The sequence below is a fragment of the Burkholderia sp. MR1-5-21 genome (genome assembly GCF_053427715.1).
On record NZ_JBSAXD010000004.1, the window covers coordinates 200,989 to 216,944 of the forward strand.

Annotated in this window: 15 protein-coding genes; 10 read left to right on the plus strand and 5 right to left on the minus strand. The window is 67.7% G+C overall.

Going from position 1 to position 15,956, the window contains the following annotated elements; all coding sequences use genetic code 11:
• Window positions 1-25: 25 nt before the first annotated feature.
• Window positions 26-1,033 (minus strand): hopanoid-associated sugar epimerase, encoded by a 1,008-nt coding sequence (gene hpnA, locus ACV229_RS07515; RefSeq protein WP_448082487.1) that lies wholly within the window; start codon window positions 1,031-1,033, stop codon window positions 26-28.
• Between the two features lie 165 nt (window positions 1,034-1,198).
• On the opposite strand from hpnA, the gene ACV229_RS07520 reads away from it, so the two are divergent.
• The 3 genes from ACV229_RS07520 (at window position 1,199) to ACV229_RS07530 (ending at window position 3,975) form a co-directional block, all read left to right on the plus strand.
• Window positions 1,199-1,495 carry an acylphosphatase gene (locus ACV229_RS07520; protein ID WP_448082488.1) on the plus strand — a complete coding sequence of 99 codons (297 nt, stop codon included), beginning with the start codon at window positions 1,199-1,201 and terminating at the stop codon, window positions 1,493-1,495.
• Window positions 1,496-1,502: 7 nt separating this feature from the next.
• A complete protein-coding gene (rarD, locus tag ACV229_RS07525; RefSeq protein ID WP_448082489.1) occupies window positions 1,503-2,405 on the plus strand; it encodes an EamA family transporter RarD in 903 nt (300 codons plus the stop codon).
• Window positions 2,406-2,850: 445 nt separating this feature from the next.
• Window positions 2,851-3,975, plus strand: coding sequence for an OpgC domain-containing protein (locus ACV229_RS07530; protein WP_448082490.1), 1,125 nt, complete (start codon window positions 2,851-2,853; stop codon window positions 3,973-3,975).
• 141 nt (window positions 3,976-4,116) lie between these two features.
• Here ACV229_RS07530 and ACV229_RS07535 read toward each other — a convergent pair whose 3' ends face one another.
• Window positions 4,117-4,326, minus strand: a complete 210-nt coding sequence (locus ACV229_RS07535) for a hypothetical protein (protein ID WP_448082491.1) — start codon at window positions 4,324-4,326, stop codon at window positions 4,117-4,119.
• 113 nt (window positions 4,327-4,439) lie between these two features.
• Window positions 4,440-5,966 (minus strand): peptide MFS transporter, encoded by a 1,527-nt coding sequence (locus tag ACV229_RS07540; RefSeq protein ID WP_448082492.1) that lies wholly within the window; start codon window positions 5,964-5,966, stop codon window positions 4,440-4,442.
• 499 nt (window positions 5,967-6,465) lie between these two features.
• Between ACV229_RS07540 and ACV229_RS07545 the strand changes: the two genes are divergently transcribed.
• The 7 genes from ACV229_RS07545 (at window position 6,466) to ACV229_RS07575 (ending at window position 14,345) form a co-directional block, all read left to right on the plus strand.
• A complete protein-coding gene (locus ACV229_RS07545; protein ID WP_448082493.1) occupies window positions 6,466-7,047 on the plus strand; it encodes a cupin domain-containing protein in 582 nt (193 codons plus the stop codon).
• A gap of 179 nt (window positions 7,048-7,226) precedes the next feature.
• The gene (locus ACV229_RS07550; protein WP_448082494.1) at window positions 7,227-8,840 is read left to right on the plus strand and encodes a peptide ABC transporter substrate-binding protein; all 1,614 of its coding nucleotides are present in this window, start codon (window positions 7,227-7,229) and stop codon (window positions 8,838-8,840) included.
• A gap of 11 nt (window positions 8,841-8,851) precedes the next feature.
• Window positions 8,852-9,790, plus strand: a complete 939-nt coding sequence (locus ACV229_RS07555) for an ABC transporter permease subunit (RefSeq protein ID WP_175965167.1) — start codon at window positions 8,852-8,854, stop codon at window positions 9,788-9,790.
• A 13-nt stretch (window positions 9,791-9,803) separates the two neighbouring features.
• On the plus strand, window positions 9,804-10,706 hold the full coding sequence (locus ACV229_RS07560) for an ABC transporter permease (RefSeq protein WP_448082495.1): 903 nt from the start codon (window positions 9,804-9,806) through the stop codon (window positions 10,704-10,706).
• Between the two features lies 1 nt (window position 10,707).
• Window positions 10,708-11,700, plus strand: coding sequence for an ABC transporter ATP-binding protein (locus ACV229_RS07565; RefSeq protein WP_448082496.1), 993 nt, complete (start codon window positions 10,708-10,710; stop codon window positions 11,698-11,700).
• Window positions 11,697-12,713, plus strand: a complete 1,017-nt coding sequence (locus ACV229_RS07570; RefSeq protein ID WP_448082497.1) for an ABC transporter ATP-binding protein — start codon at window positions 11,697-11,699, stop codon at window positions 12,711-12,713. Before ACV229_RS07565 ends, ACV229_RS07570 begins: the two co-directional genes overlap by 4 nt.
• A 153-nt stretch (window positions 12,714-12,866) precedes the next feature.
• On the plus strand, window positions 12,867-14,345 hold the full coding sequence (locus tag ACV229_RS07575) for an OprD family outer membrane porin (RefSeq protein ID WP_448082498.1): 1,479 nt from the start codon (window positions 12,867-12,869) through the stop codon (window positions 14,343-14,345).
• 166 nt (window positions 14,346-14,511) lie between these two features.
• On the opposite strand, the gene ACV229_RS07580 is transcribed toward ACV229_RS07575, so the two are convergent.
• Complete coding sequence (locus ACV229_RS07580) at window positions 14,512-15,507, minus strand: DedA family protein/thiosulfate sulfurtransferase GlpE (protein ID WP_448082499.1); 996 nt, start codon at window positions 15,505-15,507, stop codon at window positions 14,512-14,514.
• A 175-nt stretch (window positions 15,508-15,682) separates the two neighbouring features.
• Window positions 15,683-15,952 carry a hypothetical protein gene (locus ACV229_RS07585; RefSeq protein WP_448082500.1) on the minus strand — a complete coding sequence of 90 codons (270 nt, stop codon included), beginning with the start codon at window positions 15,950-15,952 and terminating at the stop codon, window positions 15,683-15,685.
• Window positions 15,953-15,956 lie beyond the last annotated feature (4 nt).

The following is a 15,956-nucleotide window of genomic DNA, read 5'->3' on the forward strand; positions in this document are numbered from 1 at the left end:
CGCTCGCAGCCCCGCGCACGCCCGATCACTTCAGATAGCCGGCCGAGCGGAACCAGTCGAGCGCGTCGCGCAGCCCTTCGCGGTACGGTCGCGCGCGGTAGCCGAGTTCGCGCTCGGCCTTCGCGGACGTGAAATACATCTTGTTCTTCGACATCCGCAGCGCATCCACGGTGACGAATGGCTCCTTCTTCGTGAACTTCGCGACCGCCTCCGCGCCGACCGCGAGCGGGTAGAGCGGCCAGCGCGGCAGCGCGAGCGTCGGCGCCTTGCGGCCCGTCATCTGCGCGATGTCGGCCAGCATCTGCTGCAGCGGCAGGTTCTCGCCGCCGAGGATGTAGCGCTCGCCGATGCGGCCGTGCTCGAGCGCGAGGAAATGGCCGTTCGCGACGTCGTCGACGTGCACGAGGTTCAGCCCCGTATCGACGAACGCGGGCATCTTGCCGAGCGCGGCCTCGACGATGATGCGGCCGGTCGGCGTCGGCTTCACGTCGCGCGGGCCGATCGGCGTCGACGGATTGACGATCACCGCGGGCAGCCCGTCGTCGGCGATCATCCGCTCGACCGCGCGCTCCGCGAGCACCTTGCTGCGCTTGTAGACGCCGATCGCCTGTTCGGGCGTGAGCGGCGCGTTCTCGTCGGCGGCGTGGCCGGCGCTCGTGACCTTCAGCGTCGCGACGCTGCTCGTGTAGACGATCCGCTCGACGCCCTCGGCGCGCGCCGCGCGCATCGTCGCGACCGCGCCCTCGAGGTTCGCGCGCTCGATCTCGAGCGGGTCGGGCGCCCACAGCCGGTAGTCGGCGGCGACGTGCAGCAGGTAGCGCACGCCGCGCAGCGCGGTGCGCATCGACGCCTCGTCGCGCATGTCGCCGGTGACGATCTCGGCGTCGAGGTCCGCGACGTTCGTGCGCGGGCTGGTCGGGCGCACGAGCACGCGCACCGCGTAGCCCTTCAGCTGCGCGATGCGCGCGACGGCCGAGCCGACGAAACCGGACGCGCCGGTGACCAGAACGAGATCGCGGGATGTATCAGTCATGCAAGTCCTCATGGCCGCGCGTGCGGCGCGGCGGTTGTGCGTCGAGCGAGATTGTACGTGGTCGGCGCACGCGGCGACGGCACGCGCGCCGCCGGGCGGGCACTGACGTGGTGCAGCCGACGCGACTACAATGCCGGGCTTGAACGCAACTGGAGGGCGACGACGATGAGCCGCGACGAACTGGACGAACGAATCGAGACCTACTACGTGCGGGTGCGCGGCGTCGTGCAGGGCGTCGGCTTCCGCCACGCGACGGTCCGCGAGGCGCACGCGCTGAAGCTGCGCGGCTGGGTCGCGAACCTCGACGACGGCACCGTCGAAGCGATGATCCAGGGCCCCGGGCCGCAGATCGACCGGATGCTCGCGTGGCTGCGGCACGGGCCGCCGGCCGCGCGCGTGACCGAGGTGACGTTCGAGGAACGGCATACCGACAAGCGCTTCGAACGCTTCCAGCAGCAGTGAGCGCGCGATGACGGGGTATCCGGAGGCCGGGCGCGGCGTCGTGCTGTCGGTGGCGGCGTCGATGCTGTTCGCGCTGATGTCGGCATATGCGAAGCTGCTGCACCCGCTCACGGGGCTCGACATTTTCGCGTGGCGGATCTTGTGGACCGCGCCGGGCGCGTTCGCGCTGATCGCGCTGCGCGGCCGCTGGCCGGCGCTCGTCGCGCTCGCCGGGCGGGTCGTGCGCGACTGGCGCCTGGTGATCGCGCTGCCGGCGAGCGCCGCGCTGCTCGGCCTGCAGCTGTGGCTGTTCCTATGGGCACCGCTGCATGGGCGGATGCTCGAAGTGTCGCTCGGCTACTTCCTGCTGCCGCTGACGATGGTGCTCGTCGGCCGCTTCTACTATCACGAGCGGCTCGATCCGCTGCAATGGGCGGCGGTCGCCTGCGCGGCGCTCGGCGTCGCGCACGAGGTGTGGGCGACGCGCGCGTTCGCGTGGCCGACGCTCGTCGTCGCACTCGGTTATCCGCCGTATTTCGTGCTGCGCCGCCGGATCAACGCCGATTCGCTGGCCGCGTTCGCGCTCGAGGTGGCGCTGCTGTGCCCGGTCGCGGCCGCGATGGTCGCGTCGAGCGCGACGCCCGTCGCGAGCCATCCCGTCCTGTGGGCGGCGCTGCTGCCGGGGCTCGGCGCGCTCAGCACGCTTGCGCTCGCGAGCTACCTGAAGGCGAGCCGGATGCTGCCGATGGCGCTGTTCGGCATCCTCGGCTACGTCGAGCCGGTGCTGCTCATCGTGGTGTCGCTGCTGTTGCTCGGCGAGACGCTGACGGTCGCGAAGCTCGCGACCTACGGGCCGATCTGGGTCGCGGTCGCGCTGACCGCCTGGCACAGCGCGATGCTGATGCGGCGCCTGCCTGCGCGCCGCGCGTGACGCGCCGATCGGCGCGTCGAAGATGCCCGCACCGGTAGCGCGCCGATTGCACATCGATCGCGCATCGACGTGCATCGCAATGGCGCATCGATCGCGCGGCGATTGTGCATCGACCACACCGACCACACCGACCGGATTCTGACCACCAACTGACCGTGCGCTGACTGCGCCGCCAGCTTCGCTTGCGCGACGCATTGCGGTTCGTGCGCGTGTAACCGAACAGAAGATTCGGTTGCATTTTGTTACTTAGGGTATGCACTGACCGGCCATTAGACTGACCTGACCGTCTTTCTCTCGTATGCAGCTTTCCGATGAACGGTCATCTCCCTTTCCGGCCAGCCGGGCTGGCGCGATACAGGCATACGTGTATCGCCGCCGATCTCGCGCGCTTTCCTTTCCCGAATGTTCCCGGCGCGTGCTGCGCCGTCGTTTCGCGGGCGCGATCATGTCCTTGAGCACGCTGTCCGCCGCGATTCATCCGCCGCGCAGCGGCCGCCTGATCGAAGTCGATTTCTTCCGCGGGATCGTGCTGCTGATGATCGTCGTCGATCACATCAGCGCCAGCCTGCTGTCGCGCGTGACGTTGCACGCGTTCGCGCTGTGCGACGCGGCCGAGGTGTTCGTGTTCCTCGGCGGCTTCGCGACCGCGAGCGCGTATTGCGCGATCGCCGAGCGACATGGCGCGCGCGCCGCGCAGCGGCGGTTCATGCGCCGCGCGATACAGATCTATCGCGCGTTTCTCGCGACGTCGACGCTGATGCTCGTCGTGTCCGCGGTGCTCGACCATTACGGGATCGATGCGCCGAACCTCGCGCTCGACGACGTCAGCGTGATGCTCGCGTCGCCGCTCACGGGGCTCGCCGAACTGCTGACGTTCCAGCGCCAGCCGTATCTCGCGGCGGTGCTGCCGATGTACGTGCTGTTCGCGCTGGCGGCGCCGGCGATCGTGCCGTTCGCGCGCCGCCAGCCGTGGCTGCTCGTCGCGCTGAGCGTCGCGTCGTGGCTCGCCGCCGGCTGGCTCGGCCCCGAGCTGCTGGACACCGACACGTTCCACTGGAGCTTCAACCCGTTCGCGTGGCAGCTGATGTTCGTGGCCGGCGTGCTCGCGCGCTGCCAGCCCGTCTACCGGCGTGTCGCGCTCGGCCGCTGGAGCGCCGCGGCGACCGGCGTCGCCTGTGCGATCGTGCTGGCCTGCGCGAGCTACAAGCTGTTCTCGGGCTTGCCGCAGCCCGAAGGCCTGCTCAAGCGCGATCTCGCGTTCGCGCGCGTCGTGAATTTCGCGGCGCTTGCATGGGTGATGGCGGATTGCGTGCGCTACGGCTGGATCGCGCGGATCGCGCAGGCCGTGCGCCCGGTCGTCGCGGTCGGCCAGCGCGGGTTGCCGTGCTTCGTCGCGGGGGCCGCGATCTCGCTGGTCCTCGATTCGCTGCTGCGTCCGCTGTTGCACGGCGCCTGCCTGCCGCACGCCGTCGGCTACGGCGTGGCCGCCGATGCGTGCGCGCTCGGCCTGATGATGGCGCTCGCGAGTTCGGGAATCTGGTGGGCGCGGTGGCGCAGGGCGGCCGCGTGAGCGGCGCAGGTGGCGTCGCGCGTGCGTGGCGTGCCTGACGCACGCTTCGCGCGGTTCACCTTCGGGTGGAGGACTTCCTGCGACACGCGTGCACTGGCGTGGCGCGTTGACACGTTGAGCGCGCGGTCGGGCAGAACCGCCCTAGTGAGGTGAGCCGATACGGGAGCGGAGCACGGGCGGTGCGTCGTCGGTGTCCGCTTCGCTGCGCTCGTCGGACGTTGCGTCGTCGTTCCGTTCGGCGAGCACCGCATCCGCTTCGGCCGCGGCCTTCGCGGCACGCAGCGCGGTGCAGCGCTGCGCATGCCGGATATCCGACAGCATCCTCAAGAGCCGCGTCGTTTTGCTTTTCATGACTTTCTCCTGCCTGTCGCGCGTCTCGTCGGAAGCGCTCCCTGAGACCAGTGTAGGACGAGGGCGCGCGATCGGCAGGAGAATGTGGCGCGCGCGCAGCGCGCCAAGGGATTTCACTGAGCCGCGGCGACTGCCGGTGCCGGCGCCGCTTCTTCGCGGCGCTCTTCCATGCAGCGCTGGTGCTGTCGCGACAGGCGGTTCATCAGCGGCAGCAGCAGCAGCGCGATCACCATGCCGAGCGCCGCGAGCCAGCCGAGCTTCTCGAACAGCGACAGGTACAGCGGCAGCGATTCGGTGGCAGGCAGGTCGTGCGACGGCATCTGCGCGAAGTTCGCGACCACGCTGCCGAGATACTGCGACACGCCGGTCGCGACGAAGTACGCGCCCATCATGAAGCCGCTCATGCGCGCCGGCACGTAGCGGGCGATCATCGCGAGGCCGAGGCCGCTCACCAGCAGCTCGCCGAGCGAGTACAGCGCGTAGCCCCACACCATGAACCACGACGACACGCGGCCGTCGACCGCATAGCGGCCGCTGATCGTGAACACCAGGTAGCCGGCGGCGACCGCGCCGAAGCCGAGCGCGTACTTCACCGCGACCGGGATGTTGTGGCCGCGCTTCGAGAACGCGTTGTAGATCATCACGAGCACGGGGCTCAGCAGCATGATCGAGATCGGGTTCAGCGCCTGGAACTGCGCGGCGCTCCACGAGAACATCGTCGTGCCGAACAGGATGAAGCGCGGGTCGACGTTGCGCAGCGCGAACAGCGTCAGCGACGTCGACATCTGCACGTAGAAGATGAAGAACAGGATCACCTGGCCGATCAGCACGAGCGCCGCGATCAGGCCCGCGCGCTCCGAGCGCTCCGACTTCGCGATCATGTAGGCGAAGATCGCCAGGATCGCCGCCGCCGCCGTCCACACGCTCGCGACCGCGAGCTGCTTGTGCTCGAGCACGTACATCGTCACGAACGCGAGTGCGACACCGCCCGCGACCACCGCGCCGAGACGGCGCCACTGGATCGGCTGGTCGTCCGGCTGCGAGCCGATGTGCGCGAGCGTGCGGTGCATCAGCACGAAGTTGAGGATGCCGAGCAGCATGCCCGCGCAGCAGACGGCGAACGCGGTGTGCCAGCCCCAGTGATCCTTGATCCACGGCGTCGCGAGCATCGACACGGTCGAGCCGATGTTGACCGCCATGTAATAGATCGTAAACGCGCTGTCGATGCGCGCGTCGTCGCCTTCGTAGATCCGGCGCACGAGGTTCGCGGCGTTCGCCTTGAACAGGCCGTTGCCGACCACGACCACGCCGAGCGACGCATACAGGTAGCCGAGCTGCTCGTTCGGCATCGCGAGCATCAGGTAGCCGGCGCACAGCACGGTGGCGCCGATGATCATCGTGCGGCGCGCGCCGAGCACCTTGTCGCCGATCCAGCCGCCGATCGACGGCGACGCGTAGACGAGCGCGGTGAACGCGCCCCAGGTCAGGTTCGCATGGCTGTCGGTGAAGCCGAGCTTGTCGACCATGAAGAGGACGAGAAGCGCGGCCATGCCGTAGTAGCCGAAGCGCTCCCACATCTCGATGAGGAAAACTGTCGTAAACGATCGGGTTTGGGAAACAGGTGAAGAAGCATGCATCATCAATCTCGGTTCAAGCGGGCGGCGCGGATCGCGCGCTGCCGGGGTCAATCTGGGTGCCTGCGCGCGTCGGCCGGGTGGGCAGCGCAAAGGCGGCGGCAAGGTCGGGCGGGCTGGCCAATGCCGGGGTCAGGCGCCTCCCGTGACGGGCGGCGCGAGGCCTCGGCCAGCGCGCGACTTGTAACGTTTGCTGACGCAGCGCGTCAGGTCCGCGCCACACCGGGTAATTCCCGATACGGCGGGAGCTTTCAGGAACATTCGTCTCATCATGTCTTTGTAAGCTTGACTCCGGCGCCCCCGAGAAATCCCGGAGAGCCGCTTGCAGCTTGCCTGTGAAGGCGGCGAGTCTGGCAAGATAGCGCGTTTCCCGGCTGGGGCCGGACGGTGTTTTGCGGATCGCGCGCGACACCGGATACGTGCAAGAACCCGAAGACTAAGCTATATCGATCTAACTTAGTTATTTTCCATCAAACATTTTTTGACGACTACTTTTCGGCCTGCTATGGTTCCCCCCACTGAAAACACGCGACCTGCCAACGCTGCCGCCGCCATGGGCAGCAAGATTCGCGCGTTGCGCCAACGACTGAAGCGCACGCTGGATGAAACGGCTACGGCCGCGGGTATTTCGAAACCGTTTCTGTCACAGGTCGAGCGCGGGCTCGCATCGCCGTCGCTGACGTCGCTTGCAGGTATCGCGCATGCGCTCGGTGTGACGGTGCAGTACTTCGTCGACACGCCGAGCGAGGAGCGTTCGGTGTGCCGCGGCGATCAGCTGCGCTTCTTCGGGTTCGCCGATTCGGCCAACCTGTTCGCGCGGATGACGAACGTGTCGGAAGGGCGTCAGCTCGAGGCGATCCTCGTGCGGATGCCGCCGGGACAGAAGCGGTCGGAGGTGACGACACATGCAGGAGAGGAGTTCCTGTATGTGATGGAAGGGGAAGTGTCGTTGACGCTGGAGGGCAAGACGTTCGCCCTGCATGCCGGTGACAGCGCGCACTATCAGTCGACGGTCCCGCACAGCTGGGCCAACACCGCGAAGATCGAGTCGGTGGTGGTCTGGGTCGGGACACCGAGGCTGTTCTAACGCACAGGTATTCCTTCGTTCCGGCGATGGAGTATCTGTCGAAAGGAACGTAAGGAATACTAAGATGACATACGAAAATCACGGGCCTCCTCAATCGCTGCGCCCGTCAGCGTTCCACGCGTAATCCGCGGCATCCGCCGCCACACGCGCACCGAATAAACCTTCTAAAGACTGCCACGATGAAATCCTCGCATGCCATGTCGGCCGTGCTGGCCGCGCTCGCCCTGACGACGTCCGCCGCGCACGCCGTTACCGTTCCGTCGAACGTCACGCTCGCCGCGCAACAGGACCTGACGCGTCAGGTGCCCGCCGAAGTCGAGTCGCTCGATCCCGCTCACATCGAGTCGTGGACCGGCAACACGATCGGCCTCGACCTGTTCGAAGGGCTCGCGCGCATCGACGCGGCCGGCCAGGTCGTGCCGGGCGTCGCGCAGTCGTGGGAGCGCAAGACGCCGCAGACGTGGGTCTTCAAGCTGCGCCACGACGCGAAGTGGAGCAACGGCCAGCCGGTGACGGCCGCCGATTTCGTCTATGCATGGCAGCGCCTCGTCGATCCGAAGACGGGCTCGAAGTACACGATCCTCGTCGAATTCGTGAAGAACTCGAAGGACATCATCGCCGGCAAGGCCGCGCCGTCGACGCTCGGCGTGCGCGCGATCGACCCGTATACGCTCGAGGTGACGACCGACGTGCCGGTCGCGTTCTTCCCCGAGCTGACCGCGATGGTACCGCTCGCGCCGGTGAACAAGGACACGGTGACGAAGCTCGGCGACGCATGGACGCGCCCGGGGAACATCGTCAGCAACGGCCCGTACCAGCTCGTCGACTGGCAGCCGAACAACCGCATCGTGATCACGAAGGACGCGAAGTACTGGAACGCGCCCAAGGTCGTGATCAACAAGGTGACGTACCTGCCGATCGAGAGCGACGAGACCGCGATGCGCATGTACCAGGCCGGCCAGATCGACTACAGCTACTCGATTCCGTCCGGGATCTTCCAGCAGGTCAGCAAGCAGTTCGGCGGCGAGCTGCGTCCGGGCCTGCAGCTCGCGACCTACTACTACTACCTGAACAACAGCGATCCGGAGCTGAAGGACAAGCGCGTGCGCCAGGCGCTGTCGATGGTGCTCGATCGCGACGTGCTGACGTCGAAGCTCACGCAGGCCGGCGAGAAGCCGATGTACGGGCTGATGCCGAACGGCACGAAGGGCGTGCAGGCGTTCACGCCGGAATGGGCGTCGTGGCCGATGGCCAAGCGCGTCGACTACGCGAAGAACCTGCTGAAGCAGGCCGGCTACTCGGATGCGAAGCCGCTGTCGTTCACGCTGACGTACAACACCAACGACCTGCACAAGAAGGTCGCGCTGTTCACGGCGTCCGAATGGCGCACGAAGCTCGGCGTCAACACGAAGCTCGAGAACGTCGAGTTCAAGGTGCTGATGAAGGAGCGGCATGACGGCAAGGTGCAGATCGCGCGCGACGGCTGGTTCGCCGACTACAACGACGCGATGACGTTCTTCGACCTGCTGCGCTGCGGCAGCGCGCAGAACACGGTCGGCTACTGCAACCAGAAGGCCGACGCGCTCATCGACGAAGGCAACCAGAAGCTCGACGACAAGGCGCGCGCCGCGCTGCTCACGCAGGCGCACGACCTCGCGATGGACGACACGCCGATGGTCCCGCTGTTCCAGTACTCGGCCGACCGTCTCGTGAAGCCGTACGTCGGCGGCTATTCGCTGAAGAACGTGATCGACATGCGCGCGTCGCAGGACATGTACGTGATCAAGCACTGAGCGGAGCGATCATGCTGGCCTACGCACTGAGACGCACGTTGTGGGCGGTGCCGACGATCCTCGCGGTCGTCACCGTCTGCTACCTGCTGCTGCACTTCACGCCCGGCGGTCCGTTCGATACGGAAAAGCAGCTGTCCGCGGCGACCCTCGCGAACCTGAACGCGAAGTACCACCTCGACCAGCCGCTGTGGAAGCAGTACCTGCTGTATCTCGACGCGCTGCTGCACGGCGACCTCGGTCCGTCGTTCCGCTACGTCGACTGGTCCGTGAACGACCTCGTGAGGAAGGCGCTGCCGGTGAGTCTCGGCGTGGGCGGCGTGTCGATCCCGATCTCGATCGGCTTCGGCGTGCTGCTCGGCACCGTCGCGGCGGTGCGCCGCGACAGCTTCATCGACCGCGTCGTGATGCTGATCGGCAACGTCGGCAACGTCGTGCCGCCGTTCGTGCTCGGCCCGGTGCTCGTGTGGATCTTCGCGATCCTGCTGAAGACGTCGGCCGGCAACGGCTGGCTGCCCGCGGGCGGCTGGGGCGACGGCGGCTGGCAGTACCGGCTGCTGCCGATCGTGCTGCTGACGTTCATCAACATGTCGCTGCTCGCACGCGTGATGCGCGGCTCGATGATCGAGACGCTGTCGAGCAATTACATCCGCACTGCGCGCGCGAAGGGCCTGCCGGGCTCGACGATCGTGCTGCGCCACGCGCTGAAGCCCGCGCTGATGCCGGTCGTGTCGCTGTTCGGCACGGTCTGCATCTCGTCGATCACGGCGGCCGTCGTCACCGAATCGGTGTTCGCGCTGCCGGGGCTCGGGCAGCTCGTCGTGAACGGCGCCATCAACCGTGACTACACGCTGGTGCTGGGCCTCGTCGTGCTGACGACCGTCTGCGCGGTGCTGTTCAACCTGCTGGTCGACCTCGCGTACGCGTGGCTCGACCCGCGCATCCGTTATTGAGCGAGGCGCTGCGATGACTCCGACTACTCCTGTCGTCAGCCTGCCCGTGCAGGCCGACACGCCGCCGCGCTCGCGCTCGCCGCTCGCGCTGGCGCTCGCCCGCTTTGTTCACAACCGCGCCGCCGTGTTCAGCCTCGTGCTGCTCGCGCTGATCACGCTCGCGTGCTTCGTCGGTCCGTGGCTGCTCGCGGCCGATCCGTCCGCGAGCGACTGGGCGTCGATCAGCCTGGCGCCGACCTGGGCGAACCAGCACTGGTTCGGCACCGACGAACTCGGCCGCGACCTGCTCGTGCGCACACTGATCGGCGGACGCGTGTCGATCGAGGTCGGCCTGCTCGGCACGCTCGTGTCGGGCCTGTTCGGCGTCGCGTGGGGCGCGACCGCGGGCTTCGCGGGCGGCCGCACCGACGCGGTGATGATGCGCATCGTCGACATGATGTACGCGATCCCGTACCTGCTGATCGCCATCCTGATGATGACGCTGTTCGGCCGCTCGTTCATGCTCGTCGTGCTGACGATCAGCGCGTTCTCGTGGATCGACATGGCGCGCGTCGTGCGCGGCCAGACGCTGTCGCTGCGCAATCGCGAGTTCGTCGATGCGGCGCGCGCGATCGGCGTGTCGCCGGCGTCGATCGTGCTGCGCCACATCGTGCCGAACCTGCTCGGCGTCGTCGTCGTGTACGCGACCGTCTCGGTGCCCGGCATCGTGCTGACCGAATCGGTGCTGTCGTTCCTCGGCCTCGGCGTGCAGGAGCCGATGACGAGCTGGGGCGTGCTGATCCAGGACGGCGCGCAGAAACTGGAATCGATGCCGTGGCTGCTGCTGTGCCCGGCCGTCATGCTGTGCGTGACGCTCTATTGCGTGAACTTCGTCGGCGATGGCCTGCGTGACGCGCTCGACCCGAAGGATCGTTGAAATGGCAGCACTACTCGAAGTCGACAACCTCGGCGTGCGCTTCACGCGCAAGGACGCGCCGCCGATCGACGCCGTCAGCGGCGTCTCGTTCACCCTCGAAGCGGGCAAGACGCTCGGCATCGTCGGCGAATCGGGCTCGGGCAAGAGCCAGACCGTGATGGCGCTGCTCGGCCTGCTCGCCGGCAACGGCACGACGACCGGCGCTGCCCGCTATCGCGGCGAGAACCTGCTCGCGATGGACATGCGCGCGCTGAACAAGGTGCGCGGCGACCGGATCGCAATGATCTTCCAGGACCCGATGACGTCGCTCAATCCGTTCCTGACGATCGAGCGGCAGATGACCGAAACGCTGCAGCTGCATCGCAAGCTGTCGCGCAAGGAAGCGACGAAGCGCGCGATCGAGGCGCTGGAGTCGGTGCGCATTCCGGACGCGGCGCGCCGCATCCGCATGTATCCGCACGAGTTCTCCGGCGGCATGCGGCAGCGCGTGATGATCGCGATGGCGCTGCTGTCCGAGCCGGAAATCCTGATCGCCGACGAGCCGACCACCGCGCTCGACGTGACCGTGCAGGCGCAGATCATCGACCTGCTGCGCGAGCTGAACCGCGAGCGCGGCACCGCGATCGTGCTGATCACGCACGACATGGGCGTCGTCGCGGGCCTCGCGGACGACGTGATGGTGATGTATTCGGGCCGCACCGTCGAATATGCGCCGGCCGAATCGATCTTCGCGGCGCCGTCGCATCCGTACACGATCGGCCTGCTGAATGCGCTGCCGCGCCTGACCGACGCCGACGACGCGCCGCTCGTCGCGATTCCGGGCAACCCGCCGATGCCGGGCACGGCGCCGGCCGGCTGCGCGTTCGCGAAGCGCTGCGCGTATGCGAAAGACCGCTGCGCCGACACGCGTCCGGCGCTCGAAGCGTACAGCGCGGCCGGCGCGGTGCGCGCGTGCCACCGGCCGGTGGCGGAACTGACCGGAGGACTGCGATGAGCGTCATCGATCAAGGGCAGGGCGGATCGGCGGACGCGCTGCTGTCCGTGCAGGACCTGAAAGTGCATTTCCGCGTGCCGCTCGGCGGCTACCCGTGGTCGCCGAAGGGCACGCTGCGTGCCGTGGACGGCGTGTCGTTCGACGTGAAGCGCGGCGAGACCGTCGGGCTCGTCGGCGAATCGGGCTGCGGCAAGTCGACGCTCGCGCGCGCGCTGATCGGCCTCGTGCCGATGACGGCCGGCACCGTGCGCTGGCGCGGCGAGACCGTCGCGCCGAACCATCTGGGCGGCACCGCGATGCGCCGCGAAGTGCAGATGATCTTCCAGGATCCGCTCGCGTCGCTCGATCCGCGGATGACGATCGAGCAGATCGTCGCCGAGCCGCTCGTCACGCATCAGTCGGGCCTCGGCCGCACCGAGGTGCGCCGCCGCGTGATCGCGATGCTCGAACGGGTCGGGCTGAACGCGCATCACCTGCTGCGCTATCCGCACGAGTTCTCCGGCGGGCAGTGCCAGCGTGTCGGGATCGCGCGCGCGCTGATCGGCGAGCCGAAACTCGTGATCTGCGACGAACCGGTATCGGCGCTCGACGTGTCGATCCAGGCGCAGATCGTCAACCTGCTGCGCGACCTGCAGCGCGACCTGTCGTTGTCCTATCTGTTCGTCGCGCACGATCTCGCGGTGGTGAAGGCGATCAGCCAGCGCGTGCTCGTGATGTATCTCGGCCGCGTGATGGAGTTCGGCGCGCGGCAGGACGTGTACGGCGTGCCGCAGCACCCGTATACGCGGGCGCTGCTCGATGCGGCGCCGACGCCGGAGCCCGCACGCGAGCGCGCGCGGCGGCCGATGCTGCTGGCGGGCGAGATGCCGTCGCCGCTGAATCCGCCGTCGGGCTGCGCGTTCCGCACGCGCTGCCCGGAAGCGATCGACGCGTGCGCGGCGGACGTGCCGCTGCCCGAAGTGCGGCGCGGCTCGGCGGCGCGCGTCGCGTGCATCCGCGCGGGCACCGCGTGACGCAACAGGCATAACCAGGCAGGTCAACAGGGTAAGTGCGGCGCGAACGACCTTCGCGCCGCGGGTACAGGCACGTCCTTAAACGGGCGGCCGGGGTGGAGCCGGGAGCGGATCGCGACCGGCGAACGACATCAACACAATAAGAGAAGCACGATGACAAAAGAGAAGACGATCGCGACGGCAGCGAAGATGCTGCTCGCGTGGGGACTGCCGGCGCTCGCCGGTGTGTCGCTGACGGGCGCGGCTCGCGCCGATGACGCAGTGCCGGCAGCAGCGCCGCTGGTGGTCGCGCAAGCGGCCCCGGCGCCCGCCGCGGGCACGACGGTTGCACAGGCCTCGACGCCGAATGCAATCGTCAACGCGGAAGCCAGCCAGGCTGTCACGCCGCCCGATGAACCGTCCGCGCAATCGAAGTCGAATGGCTTCATTGCGGACAGCCACCTGAACTTCCTGTTCCGCAACTACGCGGACGTGCTCGACAGCAAGGGCGGGCCGCATCGCCACGCGTGGGTGCAGGGCGCGATGGCGAACTTCGAGTCGGGCTATACGACCGGTCTGGTCGGCATCGGCTTCGACGCGTCGCTGTACGCGGCGCTGAAGCTCGACGGCGGCAAGGGCGCGGGCAGCATGGTGCACATCGCGAAGGGCGGCGGCGGCAGTAACCAGCTCGCGTGGGCGTACCCCGGCATCTATGACGTGAAGGCGCGCATCTCGAACACGGTGATCAAGTACGGTCTGCAGGCCGTCGACAACCCGTTCCTGGAGCAGCATGACAACCGTGCGCTGCCGCCGACCTTCCTCGGCGCGACGATCGTCAGCAACGAATTCAAGAACGTGATGCTCGAGGCGGGCAGCTTCACGAAGACCGACGCGCGCGGCCACACGAACCTGACCAACCTGACGTCGCAATACGGCGGCACGCGCATCGACCGCCTGACCTACGTCGGCGGCACGTGGGACTATTCGCCGAACGGCGAGCTCGCGCTGTATGCGAACCAGGCGGACGACGTGTGGCACCAGTACTACGCGTCGGTGAAGCAGAGCATCGGCGACACGAAGTCGGTCAAGTGGACGGGCTTCGCGAACGTCTATTCGACGCACGACACGGGTGACGCGCGCCAGGGCAAGATCGACAACAACGCGTACAGCCTGTCGGTGTCCGCGCAGCACGGCCCGCATGAACTGCTGCTCGGCTATCAGCAGATCCTCGGCGACCAGTTCTTCGACTACCTGACCGAGACGAACGGCATCTTCCTCGTCAACTCGATGGACGTCGACTACAACGCGCCGCACGAAAAATCGCTGCAGCTGCGCTATACGTTCTACGGCAAGGAAGCGGGCCTGCCCGGCTTCAAGGCGATGCTGTGGGGCGTGACGGGCTGGGGCGCGGACGGGAGCGCGGGCGCGGCGGCCGATCCGTCGAAGTCGAGCATCTACTGGAGCAATGGCGCGCCGGTGCAGGGCCGTCACCACGAGTTCGGCTTCATCCCGTCGTACACGTTCCAGAGCGGCAAGCTGAAGGATACGAAGGTCACGTTCATCGCGATGTGGCACAACGGCTCCGCGCACTCCGCGGATGCGACGAACCGCGAGTATCGTCTCGTCGTGAACGTGCCGATCAAGGCGTTCTGATCGGCGCGCGGAAAGACGCGGAAAGGCACGCGCACCGCAATGGCGGCGCGCATGATGTGTAGCGGGCATCGCGGAATCGCGGGCCCGCTATTTTCGTTTACGGGACTCGGGCGGGCCCAAGCGGACTTAAGTGGACGTGAGCCGACCTGAGCGGACCAAAAGGGACCTAAGCCGGCTTGTGCAGGCCGGTGATGGAATCGTCGTTCGCGGCACGCGCGTCGTCCGCGAGCGACGTCAGCTCGCGGCCGGTGTCGCGCCAGGCATCGAGGCCGCCGCGCAGCGCGAGGGCGTCGGTGAAGCCCGCGTCGAGCAGGCGCTTGGCCATCAGCGCGGCCGACACCTCGTTCGGGCACGAGCAATAGACGACGAACTTCTGCGTGAGCGGGTAGCGCGCGACGATGTCGCGGATCTGGCGCTCGTCGGCGAACTGCGCGCCGGGAATCGCGAACGGATCGAGCTTGCGGTGTTCGGCGGAGCGCACGTCGAGGATGACGGGCGCGGTCGGGTCGCGCAGCATTTCGTCGAGCTCGTCGACGCCGATCCGCGCGTTCGCGAGCTGGCGGATCAGCGCGCGGCGGCGCATCCAGCGGACCGCCGCATAGATGGCCAGCAGTCCGACGATGACCAGCAGCACCGCGCGGCCCAGCTGGCTCGCGCCGGCGAACAGCCAGTCGATCTGCCGGTAGAACACGACGCCGGCGACCAGCCCGACGATCGTCCACAGCGCGGCGCCGAGCGCGTCGTAGCCGGCGAACGTGCGGTAGCGCGTGCCGAGCGCGCCGGCCATCGGCACGGACACGAGCGACAGCCCCGGGATGAACCGCGCGACCGCGAGCACGCGCACGCCGTAGCGGCCGAAGAAGCGCTCGGTTTTCTTCACGCAGCTGTCACGCGACAGCGACAGCCGGCAGATCGTTTTCAGCGTCGTGCCGCCGTAGCGGCGTCCGGCGACGTACCACACGGTGTCGCCGATCAGCGCGCCGAGCACCGACAACGCGACCACCGTCAAGAGCTGCGAACCGATCATCTCCGGATGCATCGCGGACATCGCGCCGAACAGCACGAGCGTCGGCATCGCCGGAACGGGCAGGCCGATCGCGGCGGCGAGCACGTTGGCGAACACGAGTAGCGGCCCGTATTGGGCGACGAGGTCACGGAGCATGGCGGCTGCCGAAAAGAGGGAAGCGCACGGAAAGTGCGTAGATGGGCCGATTATCGGCCATTTTCAAGACAGCGGCGGGAAAGGGGATTTAAAGGGATTTAAAACGGGAGGGAATGCTTGAAACCGCCGAATCGGTGAGCCCGCGCATCGGGCGCGGCTCACCGTTCCAGGCCGGTCAGGAGGGGCTGCGTGCGAGCGACGCGGCGCCGTGGTTCTCGCCGGGCAGCTCGGCGCCGTGAGAACGGATCGCCGCGATCAGCTCGGCGGGCGTGATTTCGTAGCGGACCTCGCGATGGATGCCGGGCTTGCGTTCGTCGATCTCGATCAGCAGCACGCTCTTGCCGTCGCTGGTGGCCTCGAGCCGCAACGCACGCAACTCGCGACCGTCGGCCGGGTCGTGTTCGGTGAGCAGGGTCATTGCCCCGGATGAGCCGGTAGTGCGCATCGAA

Bases quoted from the DNA above. Each gene is read 5' to 3' on its own strand.
- hpnA (WP_448082487.1), bottom strand. From the start codon at position 1,033: ATGACTGATACATCCCGCGATCTCGTTCTGGTCACCGGCGCGTCCGGT.
- ACV229_RS07520 (WP_448082488.1), top strand. From the start codon at position 1,199: ATGAGCCGCGACGAACTGGACGAACGAATCGAGACCTACTACGTGCGG.
- rarD (WP_448082489.1), top strand. From the start codon at position 1,503: ATGACGGGGTATCCGGAGGCCGGGCGCGGCGTCGTGCTGTCGGTGGCG.
- ACV229_RS07530 (WP_448082490.1), top strand. From the start codon at position 2,851: ATGTCCTTGAGCACGCTGTCCGCCGCGATTCATCCGCCGCGCAGCGGC.
- ACV229_RS07535 (WP_448082491.1), bottom strand. From the start codon at position 4,326: ATGAAAAGCAAAACGACGCGGCTCTTGAGGATGCTGTCGGATATCCGG.
- ACV229_RS07540 (WP_448082492.1), bottom strand. From the start codon at position 5,966: ATGATGCATGCTTCTTCACCTGTTTCCCAAACCCGATCGTTTACGACA.
- ACV229_RS07545 (WP_448082493.1), top strand. From the start codon at position 6,466: ATGGTTCCCCCCACTGAAAACACGCGACCTGCCAACGCTGCCGCCGCC.
- ACV229_RS07550 (WP_448082494.1), top strand. From the start codon at position 7,227: ATGAAATCCTCGCATGCCATGTCGGCCGTGCTGGCCGCGCTCGCCCTG.
- ACV229_RS07555 (WP_175965167.1), top strand. From the start codon at position 8,852: ATGCTGGCCTACGCACTGAGACGCACGTTGTGGGCGGTGCCGACGATC.
- ACV229_RS07560 (WP_448082495.1), top strand. From the start codon at position 9,804: ATGACTCCGACTACTCCTGTCGTCAGCCTGCCCGTGCAGGCCGACACG.
- ACV229_RS07565 (WP_448082496.1), top strand. From the start codon at position 10,708: ATGGCAGCACTACTCGAAGTCGACAACCTCGGCGTGCGCTTCACGCGC.
- ACV229_RS07570 (WP_448082497.1), top strand. From the start codon at position 11,697: ATGAGCGTCATCGATCAAGGGCAGGGCGGATCGGCGGACGCGCTGCTG.
- ACV229_RS07575 (WP_448082498.1), top strand. From the start codon at position 12,867: ATGACAAAAGAGAAGACGATCGCGACGGCAGCGAAGATGCTGCTCGCG.
- ACV229_RS07580 (WP_448082499.1), bottom strand. From the start codon at position 15,507: ATGCTCCGTGACCTCGTCGCCCAATACGGGCCGCTACTCGTGTTCGCC.
- ACV229_RS07585 (WP_448082500.1), bottom strand. From the start codon at position 15,952: ATGCGCACTACCGGCTCATCCGGGGCAATGACCCTGCTCACCGAACAC.